Here is a 17,039-nt window from a genome sequence, read left to right on the forward strand (position 1 = left end):
TGGGAGAGGGTTGGGGTGAGGGCACCAGCCCGCACTATGCCCTCACATGCCGATTTTAACCGGCATCCCCGACCGCCGTTCCAGTTCAGCGCCCGCCCCCTCGTTTATCAACTGTGTCTGCTGTGCGGCGGAGATGGGCAGAGGCACTTTCCGGCTCGATTCAAATTCCGCCCGGTTACGCGACAGCGGTTCGTGAACCTCCACCCAGCGGCTGCCGTCCGGCTCCGTGGTCACCTTAACGGGCCGATCGATAAGCTGCACGCGGGTGCCCACGGGGACATTATCGAAAAGATATTTAATGTCGTTGTTACGCAGACGAATACAGCCCTGGCTCACCCGTAGCCCAATGCCGAAATTGGAGTTTGTGCCGTGTATGGCATATAGCCTGCCGATATATATCGCATACAGCCCCATCGGGTTATCCGGCCCGGCAGGCACGAAGGCGGGCAGCGTTTTCCCCTCTGCCGCATAGGCACGACGCGTGTTCGGCGTAGGTGACCAGGTGGGGCCCTCCTGCTTGCGCTCAACCGCCGTGACCCAGTTACGCGGGGTTTCGCGACCGGCCTGACCAATGCCGATGGGCAATACTTCGACGGTATTGCTGCCCGGCGGGTAATAGTAAAGACGCATTTCCGCCACGTTAACGACAATCCCCTCGCGCACGGTGTCGGGTAAAATCAGCTGCTGAGGAATGACCAGCCGGGTGCCGGATTTGGGCAAAAAAGGATCCACGCCCGGGTTCGCTTCCAGCATATTGCTGAGCCCCAGCCCGTGCTGTGCAGCAAAGGCCTCAAGCGGTAACGTATTGCGCTCGGGAACGGTGATGGTAATCGGGGTTCCCACTAGCCGACTGCCTTCCGGCGGCAGGGTATAGGTTACGGCAAACGCACTGGGAACAGCGGCACACAGCGTAAGGACGAACCAGGTAAGTCGCATCATAATTTCCTGTGCTCACAAAAGAGAAAGCCTGGACTCAGGCAGGCTTTCTCAGTTTACGCTATTACGCTTCGATTTTACGCCATCTGCGCGTCAGCACTTTTTCCGCCTCGACAATAAGGAACATCACAAAACCAATCAGGAAGGTAATGACCCAGTAGCGGAACGGCAGCGCTTCGGTGCCAAACAGCATCTGCATGAACGGGGCGTAAATGATAAGAAGCTGTAGCGCCAGCAGTACGCCGCTCACGATCCAAATCCCTTTATTCGCCAGCAGACCTTTGCTCAGCGAGAAGCCGTCATTAACGCGACAGTTGAGCATGTAGAACCACTGCGCGGTCACCAGGGTTTGCAGCAGCACGGTGCGGATGAATTCCGCCGAGTAGCCGCGCGGCTGTAGCCAGGCTTCCAGCACGAAGGCGCTAATGGCAATCATCAGACCGACAAACACCACGCGCCAGATGGCGTAGCCGTCCATCACATGCAGATTCGCCTTGCGCGGTGGCCGGTTCATGATGTCCTTCTCACCCGCTTCAAACGCCAGGCCAAACGACAGGGTTGCTGAAGTGGCCATGTTCATCCACAGGATCAGGACCGGCGTCAGCGGAATCAGGTTCCCCGCCAGCAGCGCGATGATGATCAGCAGGGCCTGCGCGATGTTGCTCGGGATAACGAACAGAATCGTTTTTTTCAGGTTATCGTAAACCCGCCGTCCCTCGTGGACCGCACTGGCAATGGTGGCAAAGTTGTCATCCGTTAACACCATGTCGGCGGCTTCCTTGGTGACCTCAGTCCCCTTAATCCCCATGGCGATACCCACATCCGCCCGCTTGAGCGCCGGGGCATCGTTTACGCCATCCCCGGTCATGCCCACCACTTCCTGTTTACTTTGCAGGGCCTGCACGAGGCGGAACTTATCCTCCGGGCTGGTTCGGGCGAAAATATCGTACTGCTGCGCGGCGTCGCTCAGCTGACGGTCGTCCATCGCCTCCAGCTCGCGTCCGGTGATCGCGCTTGCGGCGTTACCAATCCCCAGCATTTGCCCGATGCTCATGGCCGTTTGCGGGTGGTCGCCGGTGATCATTTTCACGCGAATCCCGGCCTGCAGACAGTCGGCAATCGCGGTAATGGCCTCCGGACGCGGCGGATCCATCATTCCTGCAATACCCAGCAGGATCACGCCATCATGGAGGTCCAGGTGATCCAGATCGCGCTGTCCCTCGCGGGCAGGTTTCCAGGCCGCCGCCACCATGCGCAGCCCTTCCCGGGCATACTCTTCAATCTTCCCTTCCCAGTAAGGTTGATCGAACGGCTGCAGTCCGTCATTCGTCTGCTGGTACTGACAGAGGCGGAACAGGACGTCCGGCGCGCCGGTGATTAAAATCGCATCTTCTTCACCCAGTCGGTAGAGCGTGGACATGTATTTATACTGCGAATCAAACGGGATTTTACTGCGCATTTCCGTATCAAGCGGTGGGAGCGGGATTTTCGCCGCCAGCACCTTCAGGGCGCCCTCGGTTGGTCCTCCGGTGATTTTCCACAGCCCCTGCTCGTCTTTGATCAGCTGGCTGTCATTGCAGAGGTCAATGGTGCGCAGGTAGCGTTCCAGCAGGGAACCCTGCGTCACGCTGACGGGCGTCGGGTCATCTAAGGGGTGAATATTCCCCACCGGTTCGTAGCTGTCGCCCTCCACGCGATAGGTCGTGTCAGCGGTAATCACCGCTTTGACCGTCATTTCATTCATCGTCAGGGTGCCGGTTTTATCCGAGCAGATGACCGTCATTGCGCCCAGGGTTTCCACCGTGGGCAACTTGCGAATAATGGCCTTGCGACGCGCCATGGCCTGTACGCCAAGCGAAAGGATGATGGAAATGATGGCCGGCAGGCCTTCCGGCACGGCGGCAACGGCGAGGCTGATAAGCGACAGCACCAGTTCAGAAACCGGCATATCCCGGAACAGGAGGCTAAAGACGAACAGCGCTACCATCATCACCAGGATAGTGATGAAGATGGTCTTACCGAGCTTGTCCATCTGCACCATCAGCGGCGTGCGGTGCTTTTCAATGTCGGACATCATCTGATTGATGTGGCCAAGCTCGGTCTCGCCCCCGGTTGCCACCACCACGCCTTTACCGCCGCCGGAGCTGACGGTGGTGCCTGAGTAGAGCAGATTATAGCGATCGCCTAAGGGCAGCTCCCCGCTTAACGCATCGCTGTTTTTCTCAACAACGGTGGATTCGCCAGTCAGGATGGCCTCCTCCACGCGAAGGTTATGCGCTTCAATCACGCGCAGGTCCGCAGGGATACGATCCCCGGCGCGGATCACCACGATATCGCCCGGGACCAGCGCCGTAGTGGGGATCGTTTCATGATTCCCCTGTCGTACCACCACGGCTTCGCTGGAGAGCATATTGCGAATACTCTGCAACGATTTTTCAGCATTGCTCTCCTGGATATGGCCGATCAGCGCGTTAATGATGGCAACCCCAAGGATCACAAACATGTCTACCCAGTGGCCCATAAAGAGCTTAAGCAACGCGGCCACCAGCAGAACGTAAATCAGTACATCGTTAAAATGCGCCAGGAAGCGCAGCCAGGCGGGTTTGCCCTTTTTTTGCGGTAACGCATTCTCACCATGCTGCTGAAGTCGGGCTGATGCCTCAGTGCCGCTAAGTCCTTCCAGAGTGGAGTGGATATTCGACAGGGTTTCATCAACGGTTTGTTGATAATACGGACGTTCAGGTTTTCCTGTTTTCATTGTTACTTCCTCTGGTTCTATTCAGAAATCACCTTGCTTTCATGAAATTAACGAATAACGAAAACAGGAACATGGGCGTAACGGACAATACTTGCCGCCTCCGATCCTAACAAATGGGTTTGAATATTTGGATTGCGGGAGCCGACGATAATCGCGCCAGCAGTAAGTTCATCCGCCAGCTTAATAACCTCATCACGAACATTTCCGCTGCGAACATGGAGGTGAACGCGCTCTTCTGGCAAATTCAATTTTTTGACCAGGTCAGACAGTTTTTCTTTTGAATTATTAATCATATATTCATCCATCTTTCGCGCATCTGAAATAAAACCGCGCGTCAGCTCGGCTGAAAATTTTGGCATGACGTGCAGCAAATGAATGTCACCCAATGCACTTTGCGCCAGAAACTGTGCATGCTGCAACGCTTTATCCGCCAGGCTTGTCTCGTAGACATCCACCGGAACGAGAATGTTTTTATACATATCGAGCATCCTTTTTATAACCAACATGAGAGTGAATGAAGCAAAAAAACGCATTAAATGCAGGGGGTTGCCCTTAATGCCAGTTACGGTAAAAGAGATGAATAATATTAAACGTAGCACAGGAATTTCAGGTTTAGCGCGTCCCCACTGCTAATGGTTATTTAACATTTATCTTTTCGCCGACTATGCTCATAGTGAGTTACCGCTTCCGGCTCATGGAGGAATGTATGTATGGCATAAGCCTGATCCGACTGGGTATGTTTATTGCGCTTGCCATTATCGCCAGCACGGCGATAGGTTTATTTACCTATATGGTCGTTACTGTTCTGGCAGAATAGTGTCACCCCTGTCCAGGTTATGGAATAAATAAAACAGTTATTTATTAGGGGAATACAGTGAACCGCTACCTCTCTCTTTTACCGTTCGTTTTGTTAACGCTCACGGCGTGCGATCCTAAACCTGAACAAGCCTCCCCCCTGCCCAGAATGGTTAAAGTGGCGGAGGTGACGGTTCCCGGTCATGCCCAGCAGCGCGTTTTTCCCGCCCGCATTGAATCGGGCGATGCCACAGACCTTTCCTTCAAGCGCGCTGGTCAAATTGAAGCGCTCGATGTGCGTCAGGGCGCAGCCATCAAGCAGGGCCAACAGCTTGCAAGATTGAACGCCCGTGAAGCCCAGCAGCGGGTTAACGACAGGCAGACGGCGGCGACGCTGGCCCAGAGGCAGTTCGATCGCTTCCAGACGCTGGCGGGCCGCCAGGCGATTTCGAAAGCCGAAATGGACGTGCAGCGTGCGAACCGCGATTCGGCGAATGCGGCGCTGCAGATTGCCCGAGAAGAGTTGAATCAGATGACACTCGTCGCCCCCTTCAGCGGGACGGCGGCCAGCGTAAATGTCCGAAACCATCAGGTGGTGTCTGCCGGTCAGCCCATCGCGACGTTAACCCGCACCGATCTGCTTGACGTGGTGTTCAGCATCCCTGAAAACCTGTTTAAGACCTTTGATATCCGCAACGCGCAGTATCGTCCGGTAGTGAGAATTAACGCCATTCCGGATCGGGAATTTACCGCCGTCTACAAAGAGCACTCTGGCAGCAGCGACAGTAATACCCTGACCTGGCAGGTGATACTGACCATGCCGCGACCAGATGATTTTCCCGCCGTCGGTGGCGTAAGCGGTACGGTGACCATCAATTTAACCAACCTCCCGGCTGGCGCGGGCGCTCAGGCGCTGGTTGTACCGGTTGAGGCCGTCTTTAACCCGGACAACAGCCCACGCAATGAGCCGCACGTCTGGGTTGTGGCGGGAGAAGGCGACACGCTCCATCTTGAAGACCGCAAGGTCAGCGTGGGGCAAGTGATAACCGAAGGCGTGACGATCACCAGCGGGCTTAAGGCGGGCGAGCGCGTGGTGGCCGCAGGCGTGGGAGAGCTCCATGCTAACCAGCCGGTGCGTATCTGGACGCGTGAGCGGGGACTGTAATGGATATCACTCGTCAATTTATTAATAACCCGGTTCGCGTCTGGCTAACGATTCTGCTGCTGGGCATTGGGGGGATTTTCGCCCTGTTGAATATCGGCAGGCTGGAAGATCCCGCCTTTACCATCAAAACCGCAGTGGTGATCACCCACTACCCCGGCGCATCCGCTCAGCAGGTTGAAGAAGAGGTGACGCTGCCGCTGGAGAATGCCCTTCAGCAGCTGCCTTACCTGGACAACGTGAGCTCCATCTCATCAAACGGGCTGTCGCAAATCACCGTTAACATCGCTTCACGCTATCACTCGAACGAACTGCCGCAGATTTGGGATGAGCTGCGCCGCCGCGTGGGCGATGCCTCGCGTCAGTTCCCGCCCGGCGTCGTCACGCCCTTTGTAAATGACGATTTCGGCGACGTCTTCGGCTTCTTCTTCGCCATTTCCGGAGATGAATTCAGTAATCCTGAACTGGTGAGATATGCGGAGCAGCTGCGCCGCGCGTTGATTCTGGTTCCTGGCGTCGCGAAGGTCGCCATCGGCGGAGCCATTAGCCAACAGGTCAACATCGATATTTCCCTGACCAAAATGGCCGCGCGCGGCATTACGCTGAACCAGCTTTCCGCCCTGCTCAGCAGGCTCAACGTCGTTTCCAGCGCCGGAGAAATCACCTCGGGCAGCGAATCCATTCGTCTGCACCCCACTGGTGAGTTCGAGAATCTCGATGAACTGGCGGATCTCATCATCACGCCTTCCGGCACCGGGGCGGCGACGCGCCTGCGGGATATCGCCACGCTGTCGCGCGGGCTGAACGAATCGCCCGCCAGTATCTACCATGCCAACGGCAAAAAAGCCGTCACCATGGGCGTCTCGTTTATTCCCGGCGTGAACGTGATCGACGTGGGCCACGCGCTGGAGGCGAAGCTAAACCAGATGTCGGCGGAAAAACCGGCAGGCATACAGATAGATCTGTTTTACGATCAGGCAGCCGAAGTGGGCAATTCTGTTAACGGTTTTATTATTAACTTCCTGATGGCGCTGGCGATTGTCATCGGCGTGCTGCTGATCTTTATGGGGGTACGCAGCGGGATCATCATCGCGGTTTCTCTCGCCCTTAACGTGCTGGGCACGCTGCTGATTATGTATCTGTGTGGCATTGAGCTACAGCGCATCTCGCTCGGGGCGCTGATTATCGCCCTCAGCATGCTGGTGGATAACGCCATCGTGATTGTCGAAGGGGTGTTGATTGCCCGGCAGCAGGGCTCCCCGCTGTTAACCGCCGTTAACAACATCATTCGCCGCTCCGCCCTGCCGCTGCTGGGGGCGACGGTGATCGCCATCCTTGCGTTTGCCCCTATCGGGCTATCGCAGGATTCCACCGGGGAATACTGTAAATCTCTGTTCCAGGTGCTGCTGATTTCCCTGATGCTGAGCTGGTTCTCGGCGCTCACCCTCACCCCGGTGCTGATTAAGTGGTGGTTGTTTAAAAACGACAGCGCGCCGGACGCCACTGATGAGTCAGATCCTTACGACAAACGTCTCTACCGCCTCTACCAGCACCTGCTGAACGCACTGCTGCACCACAAAGCGCCTACGCTGGTAGTGATGGCCGCCCTGCTGACCGCGTCTGTCTGGGGGTTTGGCGCGGTGCGGCAAAACTTTTTCCCGTCGTCCAATACCCCGATTTTCTTTGTCGACCTCTGGTTACCCTACGGGACCGATATCAAATGGACCGAGAAAATGACTGGCGATATTGAGAAAACCATCAAGGGACGGCCCGGCGTGGAAACCACCGTCTCGACCATCGGTCAGGGGAGCATGAGGTTTATTCTGACCTACAGCGGACAGCGGCAGTACAGCAACTACGCGCAGATCATGGTGCGTATGGATGACCAGCGCAGCATCTCCGCGCTGACGCGCTACGTGGATGAGTACATCGCGCGTAACTACCCGCAGGTCAACGCCAGCACGAAACGGGTGATGTTTGGGCCCTCCGGCGACAGCGCCATTGAAGTGCGCATTAAAGGCCCGGATCCTGACAGGCTGCGTCTGATTGCCAGCCAGGTGGACGATATCCTGGCGCGCGACCCGGCCACGGGGAGCGTCCGAAACGACTGGCAAAACCGCAGCAAAGTGATCCGTCCGCAGTACGTCGCCGCGCTGGGACGCGAGCTTGGCGTGGATAAGCAGGACGTCGACAACGCGCTGGAGATGAATTTCTCCGGCAGCCGGGCGGGGCTGTATCGGGAAGGCAGTGACCTGCTGCCCGTGGTGGTGAGGCCTCCGGAAAGCGAAAGGCTGGACGCCAGCCACCTGAACAACGTGCTGGTGTGGAGCCAGACGCGGCAGCAGTATATCCCGCTGAGTAACGTCGTCAGCCGCTTCTCGCTGGAGTGGGAGGATCCGCTCATTCTCCGACGCGACCGCTCGCGGGTACTGACGGTTCAGACGGATCCGGACCCGCTGAGCCAGCAAACCTCCGGTGATATTCTCGCCCGCGTGAAGCCGCAGGTGGATGCCCTTCCCCTGCCACACGGCTACAGCATCGAGTGGGGGGGCGACGCGGAAAACTCCAGCGAAGCGCAGCAAGGGCTGTTCACTACGCTACCTCTCGGGTATCTGGTGATGTTTGTTATTACGGTGCTGATGTTCAGCTCGGTAAAAAATGCCGTCGCGATCTGGCTAACCGTACCGCTGGCGTTGATTGGCGTCACGCCAGGATTTTTAATTACCGGCATTCCCTTTGGCTTTATGGCGCTGATTGGTCTGCTGAGCCTGAGCGGAATGCTCATCCGCAACGGCATCGTGCTGGTGGAAGAGATCGAACAGCAGAAAACGCACAAGGATCAGCACAGCGCGATCGTTTATGCCGCCACCTCGCGCCTGCGCCCTATCCTGCTCACCGCGTTCACGACCGTACTTGGCCTGGCACCGCTGCTGCTGGATGTTTTCTTCCAGAGCATGGCCGTTGTGATTATGTTTGGACTGGGGTTTGCTACAATCCTGACGCTACTGGTACTCCCCGTGATCTATGCGTGTTTCCATCGTAAGGACGAAGCCAAACAACAATGAATGCGACAGGGCTGAACATTATCAAGACGCTGGGCTGTATGACGGCGGTCACCTTCTTCACCATCTACAATACCTGGGATCATTATGACTATGACTATCACTGGATCCTGGGCTTTTTAACCTTTATCTCGACCATCGCCACGCCGCTGTTTTTTGTGGTGTCGGGCTATCTCGACGGGCAATCCCGGCACGGTACACGCTGGCAGCTGGGTAAAATAAAAAGTCTGGTGATTGTTTTTCTGTTCTGGATAACGATCTACTACCTGTGGGAGCCTTATCAGCGCGGGTATTTAATTCAGCCCTGGTTCGTGTTCGCCTTTGTCGTGATTTACACCTTCCACCCGGCGGTGGAGTGGCTTAGCCAGCGGAGATCGCTGTTCTGCGGCGCGATTGCTGCTCTGCTGTGCTTTTCCTACGGATACGATCTGCTATCGGCGCTTTATCCTGAAACGCACGTCCTTTCGCTTTCACCGCAGTATCGGCTGTGGACATGGCTGCTGTTTTATCTGACCGGGCAGCTCTTCTGCGACCCAAAAGTCGCCGAGTGGATAAGCCGCAAAAATGTGGTCCAGGCGGCGGTTGTCGCCATCCCGTTTATCTATCTCTTCACCTGGTTTTACGAGCGCCACTTCTTTTTTGCCCTGTTTAAGGCCGACAGAAACGCCTTTATTCTCACCGGCTCGCAAATCTACATCCTGATTATTGCCCTGGTGATTGCGGCGAACGGCGTTCGCTTTCGCCGCAATGCTGAATTAAAGGAGTCCATTCTGGCCGCCATCAGCAAAACGATGACCGGCGTATATATTGTGCATTACTCGGTGTTTCATCTGCTGACGGCGCTGATACCGGTGACCTCTCTCGGCATGAAGCTGGCGCTGATTGTGCTTACGTTCGTCACCTCTGTTCTCTTCTCCATGCTGGTCTTGTCTAACGCCGTGGCAAAAAAGGTGATCACCCTTTAAAAGCCTAAGCGCAGCCAGGCAAAGAGCACGTTGCCGTTGTTATACGTTCCGGGAATATAGGTGAACTGGACGGTAACGCGCTTATAGCCAGCTGAAAACAGCGGGAAGATGAACGGCAGAGGCACATAGTTTGCAAAATCATCTCGCGCGGTGATGCCCGCGGCGGCACCGAGCCCAAGGCGGAAATCTTTGGCATTATCCAGATACCAGCCCTTCTCCCAGCCATAGCCCATTGCGGGCTGCCATTCGTTGTGCGAGTCCTTGAACATCATTGCGAAAAGCGCGCTCCAGTTGCCCTCTTCGTTATAGCGGGACACGCCCAGGCCGCCGCCCCACGGCATTTCGTTGTAATTGTCGGTTTTTTCTTTGTCGTACATAAAGCGGGCGTGCCAGCTCAGAAACGGCAGGTACAAATCGTAACGTTGCGGCTCTTCCCAGGTCTGGGAGATATCATCCGTCAGCGCATTCCACCAGCCGCTAATACGCTGTTCGCCATAGACTTTCGGCTCGGCATGAAGCGGTGCGGCGAATAAAAACAGGACCATCCAGAATGCCGAAAAGTTACGTTGCATCGTTTTTCCCTCAGCTTTAGTCACGCAGCGGTATCTATTACTGTAATCCATTCAGCACGAACCGGAGCCAAACAGACTGATTTATCTCGAGGCAGGGGAAGATGAAATTTATTTATTCAGCGCCTTCCGGAAAGATAAAAACGTTTTCTCAGGCGTTTTGTCGCGGTAGTCTCATAGGTTCCGTTTATATGACGGCAGCTATGTGAGTGACATTTTCTTATACCAATAATAAAAAACAGTACGGACAGGATAACTATGGACTCCACCCTCATCTCCGATCGTCCCAACGAGGAGACACCTTCGCTCAATCGCGCCCGCCGCGCCGCCCTCGGCAGCTTCGCGGGTGCCGTCGTCGACTGGTATGATTTTCTGCTCTACGGAATCACCGCCGCGCTGGTGTTTAACCGCGAGTTTTTTCCCCAGATTAGCCCTGCGATGGGCACCCTCGCCGCGTTTGCCACCTTCGGCGTTGGCTTTCTGTTTCGCCCGCTTGGCGGGGTGATTTTCGGTCACTTCGGCGACCGGCTTGGCCGCAAGCGCATGCTGATGCTCACCGTCTGGATGATGGGGATCGCCACCGCGCTGATTGGCATTCTTCCTTCGTTTTCCGCTATTGGCTGGTGGGCGCCTGTGCTGCTGGTGACGCTGCGCGCCATTCAGGGCTTCGCCGTGGGCGGCGAATGGGGCGGCGCGGCGCTGTTATCCGTTGAGAGCGCGCCAAAAAACAAGAAAGCGTTTTACAGCAGCGGCGTGCAGGTCGGGTACGGCGTCGGGCTGTTGCTTTCCACCGGGCTGGTGTCGTTAATCAGCCAGCTCACCACCGACGAGCAGTTTCTGAGCTGGGGCTGGCGCATCCCGTTTATCTTCAGTATCGTGCTGGTGATTGCCGCGCTGTGGATCCGCAACGGGATGGATGAGTCGGCAGAGTTCGAACAGCAGCAGCGTGAGGAGCCGTCCGTCAAAAAGCGGCTGCCGGTGATGGAAGCCCTGATTCGGCACCCTGGCGCTTTTCTGAAAATCATCGCCCTGCGCCTGTGCGAGCTGCTGACGATGTATATCGTCACCGCCTTTGCGCTGAACTACTCGACGCAGAATCTCGGCCTGCCGCGCGAACTGTTCCTGAATATCGGCCTGGTGGTTGGCGGGATAAGCTGTCTGACCATCCCCTGCTTCGCCTGGCTGGCGGACCGGTTTGGTCGCCGCCGCGTCTATATCACCGGCGCGCTGATTGGGACCCTCAGCGCCTGGCCGTTCTTTATGGCGCTGGAGGCGCAGTCTGTGTTCTGGATTGTCTTCTTCGCCATTATGCTCGCCAACATCGCCCACGATATGGTGGTCTGCGTGCAGCAGCCGATGTTTACCGAACTGTTCGGCGCCAGCTACCGCTACAGCGGCGCGGGCGTGGGCTACCAGGTGGCAAGCGTGGTCGGCGGCGGGTTTACGCCGTTTATTGCCGCCGCGCTGGTGACCTTCTCCGGCGGTAACTGGCACAGCGTGGCGATTTATCTGCTGGCCGGCTGCCTGCTGTCGGCAGCGACGGCGCTTCTGATGAAAGAGACGAGCCACCGCTGATCTCCCTTTTGTTTCACAGGCGTGTGACATACTATCGGATAGAGTCGCACACCTGTGGAACAAGGAGACAGAGATGAATAATAAGGGCTCCAGCCTGACCCCGGCTCAGGCGCTGGAAAAACTCGACGCGCTGTATGAACAGTCCGTCAACGCGCTGCGCAGCGCCATCAGCGAATACATCGAAACGGGGAAACTTCCCGATCAAAAGGCCAGAAACGAAGGCCTTTTTGTTTATCCATCGCTCTCTGTGACCTGGGACGGCAGCGCAAGCACGACGCCGAAAACCCGCGCCTACGCCCGTTTTACCCACTCCGGCTGCTACAGCACCACCGTCACCCGCCCTGCACTGTTCCGCCCCTATCTGGAAGAGCAGCTAACGCTGTTGTATCAGGATTACGGCGCGCACATTGCCGTGGAGCCTTCACAGCATGAGATCCCGTACCCGTACGTGATTGACGGTTCGGCGCTAACTCTTGACCGCTCCATGAGCGCGGGACTGACCCGCCACTTCCCAACGACCGAGCTGTCACAGATTGGCGATGAGACGGCTGACGGGATTTATCACCCGGCAGAGTTTTCCCCCTGTCGCACTTTGACGCCCGTCGGGTGGATTTCTCCCTGGCGCGCCTGCGCCACTACACCGGCACGCCCGCCGAGCATTTCCAGCCGTTTGTGCTGTTTACCAACTACACCCGCTACGTGGACGAGTTCGTTCGCTGGGGCTGTAGCCAGATCCTTGATCCGGACAGTCCATATATCGCCCTCTCCTGCGCGGGCGGGATCTGGATCACCGCCGAGACCGAAGCGCCCGAGCAGGCCATCTCCGATCTGGCGTGGAAAAAACACCAGATGCCCGCCTGGCACCTGATCACCGCCGACGGTCAGGGGATCACCCTGATCAACATCGGCGTCGGCCCGTCGAACGCCAAAACCATCTGTGACCATCTGGCGGTGCTGCGCCCCGACGTGTGGCTGATGATTGGCCACTGCGGCGGCCTGCGCGAAAGCCAGCTGATTGGCGATTACGTGCTGGCCCACGCCTATCTGCGCGACGACCATGTGCTGGATGCGGTACTGCCGCCGGATATCCCAATCCCGAGCATCGCCGAAGTACAGCGCGCGCTGTATGACGCCACCAAAGAGGTCAGCGGCATGCCGGGTGAAGAGGTCAAACAGCGCCTGCGTACCGGTACGGTAGTGACGACGGATGACCGCAACTGGGAGTTGCGTTACTCCGCCTCCGCGCTGCGCTTCAACCTGAGCCGAGCGGTGGCGATTGATATGGAGAGCGCCACCATCGCCGCCCAGGGGTATCGCTTCCGCGTTCCTTACGGCACGCTGCTGTGCGTGTCCGATAAGCCGCTGCACGGCGAAATTAAGCTGCCGGGTCAGGCCAACCGTTTCTATGAAGGGGCGATTTCCGAACATTTGCAGATCGGCATTCGCGCCATCGACCTGCTGCGGGCGGAAGGCGACCGACTGCATTCGCGCAAGCTGCGCACCTTCAACGAGCCGCCGTTCCGCTAATAACAATAAGGAAAAACCATGCACACCCCTACTCCGCTCTCTGCCCTGCGTCAGTGGCTTCAGGAAAACAGCCTCGACGGGATGATCGTTCCGCGCACCGATGCCTGGCAAAGCGAGAATTGCGCGTCGAACGACGAAAAGCTGGCCTGGCTGACAGGCTTTAACGGCTCTGCTGGCGTCGCGCTGGTACTGAGGAATAAAGCGCTGCTGTTCGTCGACGGACGCTATCAGGTGCAGGCCCGCGTTCAGGTGAATATGGATGAGGTTGAGATCCACCATCTGCACAACGAGCCGCTGGCAGACTGGCTGACGGCCAACGTCGCGGCGGGCACGCGCATCGGTTTTGACCCAATGCTGATGACGAATACCGAGTTTACGCAGCTGTCTGCCACACCGTGCACGCTCGTGCCGCTGAACGCGTCACCGTTTGACGCCTTATGGACCGATCGCCCTTCCGCACCGGCGGGGCTTATCCGTGAGATGCCGGTTGCGATAAGCGGTGAAAGCAGCGAAGACAAACGTCAGCGCGTTGCCGCTGTGCTGGCCGCGAACAACGCTGACTACCTGGCCGTTACGCTGCCGGATAACATTGCGTGGCTGCTCAACGTGCGCGGCTCAGATATCCCCACCAGTCCGGTACCGCTCTCATTTTCCCTGCTCGGTCGTGACGACCGCGTTGAGTGGTTTGTTAACGACAATAAGCTCGCAGAACTCCCTGATGCAGTTCTGAACGCCTTCACGATTGCGTCGCAGGACACCTTTATTGAACGCTGTCAGCAACTTGCTGAAGGGAAGCGGGTGATGGTTGATGCCGACTCCGCGCCGGTGGCCCTGCGCTTTGCCATTGAACCGCGCGGTGAAATTGTCTGGCGAACCGATCCCATTACCCTGATTAAGGCTACCAAAAACCCGGTCGAGCTGGCAGGGTATCGCGAGTGCCATCTCCAGGACGGCGCCGCGTGGGTCAACTTCCTGGCCTGGCTGAGCCGCGAAGTGCAGCTGCGTGCGGCGGCGGGACAACCGCTAACGGAGCTGGAAGTGCAGGCGCAGCAGCTGGCATTTCGCAAACAGCAGTCAGGTTTTATCGAGCAGAGTTTCGCGACCATTTCCGCCTCTTCGAGCAATGCGGCGATGTGCCACTATCATTCAAGCGAGGCCAGCAACAAGCCCATCGGCCATAACCATTTTTACCTGAACGATTCGGGCGGTCAGTACGCTAACGGCACCACCGATGCCACGCGCACGCTGGCGTGGGGTAATGTCCCCTCGCAGCAGCGTCTGCACTACACCGCCGTGCTGAGAGGCTTCCTGTCGCTGATTACCCTGCAGTTCCCTTCCGGTACGCAGGGGCACCAGCTGGATGCTTTCGCGCGTCGTCCGCTGTGGGAGATGGGGCTGGATTACGATCACGGTACCGGGCACGGCGTGGGCCACCAGCTTCTGATCCACGAAAACCCGCATCGCATCGCCAAAAAGGTCAACCCGTGGCCGCTGGTGGCAGGCAACATCATGACCATTGAGCCGGGATACTATCTGGGCGATAGCCACGGTATCCGTATTGAAAACCAGGTGGAGATAGTGGAGAGCCGTCCGGGGTTTTGCAAATTTGCTTCTCTGACGCTGATCCCGATTGATTTAAGCCAGGTAGAGCTGGATCTGTTGAGCGAGCAGGAAAAGCAGTGGCTGGATGAGTATCATCAGCAGGTACGTGAGGCGCTGTCACCGCTGGTGAATAGCGAGGCGCGTTCGTGGCTGGAGGCGGCGACGGCGCCGGTTCGTGTGTAATTTCGTGCGGTCTGATGCCCTCACCCCATCCCTCTCCCACGGGAGAGGGTGAAAACACTAAAAACGGCAACAAGGTTGCCGTTTTGCATTTACCTGACGCAGAAAAGCAAAAAGCCTGCTTTAAAAGCAGGCTTTTCAAATTTGGCTCCTCTGACTGGACTCGAACCAGTGACATACGGATTAACAGTCCGCCGTTCTACCGACTGAACTACAGAGGAATCGTGTGAACGGGGCGCATATTATCGATGCTCCCCCATGATGTCAAAGGCAGAATGCATATTTCCGATCGTTTGCCGAATTATTCTCCATTTCGCGCAATTGTCAGGCATTTTGTCGCGGATATTTCCACAGCCAGCGCCCGCTGACCATGCGCCAGTAGAACAGCGCCCCGCGTACGGCCCAGTCAAGGAACATCCCCAGCCAGACGCCCACCACGCCCCAGCCCAGCACCACGCCCAGCGTATAGCCCGCCACAACGCGACACCCCCACATGCCAAGCATGGACACCCACATGGCAAAACGGGCATCGCGCGCTCCTTTCAGCCCGGCAGGCAACACCCAGGATGCCGCCCAGATGGGCATAAAAGCGGCGTTGAGCCAGATAAGGATCTTCACCACCTCTTTCACGTCATCTTCGTGGGTATAGAACGCGGCCATCAGCCCGGCAAACGGCGCGGTGCCCCAGGCGATCAGCGTCAGCCCAATCGTCGACAGCCAGAACACATGGCGCAGCTGCCGCTCCGCCTGGCCTATCTGCCCTTTCCCGAGCCGTTTGCCCGTGATGATGGTTGATGCCGACCCAAGGGCGTTACCCGGCAGGTTAATCAGCGAGGCGATGGAGAAGGCGATAAAGTTACCGGCGATAACGTCGGTGCCCATTCCGGCGACAAACATCTGCGTGAGCAGCTTCCCACCGTTGAACAACACGGATTCAATGCTCGCGGGAATACCAATCCCCATCACTTCCCAGATAATGGCGAAATTAAAGGGCCGGAAGTAGCTCTTAAGCGTAAGACGCAGCGAGGGGGTAATCCCCGTCATCAGCACCCCGATGATGGCCGCCGCACCGATATAGCGTGATATGGTTAATCCCAGCCCGGCCCCGACGAACCCCAGACCATCCCACGAGAACGCGCCGTAGATCAGCACGCTGCTGATGATGATATTCAGGATATTCATCCCACCGTTGATCAGTAGCGGGATTTTGGTGTTACCTGCCCCGCGCAGCGCGCCGCTGCCAATCAACGCGATGGCCGCCGCCGGATAGCTTAAGACGGTCATTTCGAGATAGGTCAGCGCCAGTTCCTTCACCTCGTTCGTGGCTTCCCCGGCGACAAAATCGATAATCTCTTTACCGAAATAGTGGATCACCGCCGCCAGAACAATCGAAAAGAGGGTCATGATCATCAGCGACTGACGTGCAGCCTCGCGCGCGCGTTTGGGATCCAGCTTGCCGAGACTAAAGGCCACCACAACCGTCGTCCCGAGATCGATGGCGGCAAAGAATGACATCACCACCATGTTAAAGCTGTCTGCCAGCCCGACCCCCGCCATCGCCTCTTTCCCCAGCCAGCTTACCAGGAAGGTGCTCAGCACTCCCATCAGCAGAACGCAGGTATTTTCCAGGAAAATAGGCACGGCAAGAGGGGTGATTTCACGCCAGAACAGAACACGATAGCTTTTACGTTTTGCGTACCATGGCGTGCGCACGATCGCCTGGCGCAGAGGGGCAGTGACGTTCAAAATGGACCTTAGCGAGAATAGTTGAAACTCCATTTCAAATGATGAGGGAGAAATGCTAATCCTGCAAAGTATTTTCCTGAAAAAGATGTGTGTATTTACAACAAACTGACGACAGAATCGGCAATCAGTCGATTTTCTCTAAGATCAGGTTTGACAAAAGTT

Annotated in this window: 10 protein-coding genes, 1 tRNA gene and 1 pseudogene; 6 read left to right on the forward strand and 6 right to left on the reverse strand. The window is 57.0% G+C overall.

Going from position 1 to position 17,039, the window contains the following annotated elements:
• Window positions 1–42: 42 nt before the first annotated feature.
• From ldtA to ACMGGH_RS20215, 3 genes are all read right to left on the reverse strand, one after another.
• Window positions 43–939 carry a L,D-transpeptidase gene (gene ldtA / locus ACMGGH_RS20205; RefSeq protein WP_045260382.1) on the reverse strand — a complete coding sequence of 299 codons (897 nt, stop codon included), beginning with the start codon at window positions 937–939 and terminating at the stop codon, window positions 43–45.
• A 61-nt stretch (window positions 940–1,000) separates the two neighbouring features.
• A complete protein-coding gene (locus ACMGGH_RS20210) occupies window positions 1,001–3,694 on the reverse strand; it encodes a cation-transporting P-type ATPase (RefSeq protein ID WP_232948470.1) in 2,694 nt (897 codons plus the stop codon).
• A gap of 47 nt (window positions 3,695–3,741) precedes the next feature.
• Window positions 3,742–4,173 (reverse strand): universal stress protein, encoded by a 432-nt coding sequence (locus ACMGGH_RS20215; protein WP_047367872.1) that lies wholly within the window; start codon window positions 4,171–4,173, stop codon window positions 3,742–3,744.
• A gap of 395 nt (window positions 4,174–4,568) precedes the next feature.
• On the opposite strand from ACMGGH_RS20215, the gene ACMGGH_RS20220 reads away from it, so the two are divergent.
• Genes ACMGGH_RS20220 through ACMGGH_RS20230 form a run of 3 tightly spaced genes read left to right on the forward strand, consistent with a single transcriptional unit; the run spans window position 4,569 to window position 9,678 of the window.
• Entirely contained in the window at window positions 4,569–5,654 is a 1,086-nt protein-coding gene (locus tag ACMGGH_RS20220) for an efflux RND transporter periplasmic adaptor subunit (RefSeq protein ID WP_232948469.1), read from the forward strand.
• Window positions 5,654–8,716: an efflux RND transporter permease subunit gene (locus tag ACMGGH_RS20225; RefSeq protein ID WP_232948468.1), complete on the forward strand. Its 3,063-nt coding sequence runs from the start codon at window positions 5,654–5,656 to the stop codon at window positions 8,714–8,716. The genes ACMGGH_RS20220 and ACMGGH_RS20225 overlap by 1 nt, the downstream gene beginning before the upstream one ends.
• Complete coding sequence (locus ACMGGH_RS20230; protein ID WP_232948467.1) at window positions 8,713–9,678, forward strand: acyltransferase; 966 nt, start codon at window positions 8,713–8,715, stop codon at window positions 9,676–9,678. The genes ACMGGH_RS20225 and ACMGGH_RS20230 overlap by 4 nt, the downstream gene beginning before the upstream one ends.
• Here ACMGGH_RS20230 and pagP read toward each other — a convergent pair.
• Window positions 9,675–10,250, reverse strand: a complete 576-nt coding sequence (gene pagP / locus ACMGGH_RS20235; RefSeq protein WP_028013749.1) for a lipid IV(A) palmitoyltransferase PagP — start codon at window positions 10,248–10,250, stop codon at window positions 9,675–9,677. The two genes, ACMGGH_RS20230 and pagP, sit on opposite strands and share 4 nt — an antisense overlap.
• A 255-nt stretch (window positions 10,251–10,505) precedes the next feature.
• On the opposite strand from pagP, the gene shiA reads away from it, so the two are divergent.
• The 3 genes and pseudogenes from shiA (at window position 10,506) to ACMGGH_RS20250 (ending at window position 15,134) form a co-directional block, all read left to right on the forward strand.
• Window positions 10,506–11,822 (forward strand): shikimate transporter, encoded by a 1,317-nt coding sequence (gene shiA / locus ACMGGH_RS20240; protein ID WP_232948466.1) that lies wholly within the window; start codon window positions 10,506–10,508, stop codon window positions 11,820–11,822.
• Window positions 11,823–11,895: 73 nt separating this feature from the next.
• Window positions 11,896–13,349 (forward strand): annotated as a pseudogene (locus tag ACMGGH_RS20245) (AMP nucleosidase).
• 18 nt (window positions 13,350–13,367) lie between these two features.
• Window positions 13,368–15,134 carry an aminopeptidase P family protein gene (locus ACMGGH_RS20250; RefSeq protein ID WP_420299200.1) on the forward strand — a complete coding sequence of 589 codons (1,767 nt, stop codon included), beginning with the start codon at window positions 13,368–13,370 and terminating at the stop codon, window positions 15,132–15,134.
• A gap of 142 nt (window positions 15,135–15,276) precedes the next feature.
• Here the strand turns inward: ACMGGH_RS20250 and ACMGGH_RS20255 are convergent.
• Together ACMGGH_RS20255 and emmdR are read right to left on the reverse strand one after the other, a co-directional pair.
• A tRNA-Asn gene (locus tag ACMGGH_RS20255) sits at window positions 15,277–15,352 on the reverse strand.
• Window positions 15,353–15,455: 103 nt separating this feature from the next.
• Complete coding sequence (emmdR, locus tag ACMGGH_RS20260; protein ID WP_120266864.1) at window positions 15,456–16,910, reverse strand: multidrug efflux MATE transporter EmmdR; 1,455 nt, start codon at window positions 16,908–16,910, stop codon at window positions 15,456–15,458.
• Window positions 16,911–17,039: the final 129 nt, after the last annotated feature.

This window comes from Enterobacter sp. BNK-16 (genome assembly GCF_048684955.1).
Lineage (GTDB): Bacteria > Pseudomonadota > Gammaproteobacteria > Enterobacterales > Enterobacteriaceae > Enterobacter > Enterobacter bugandensis.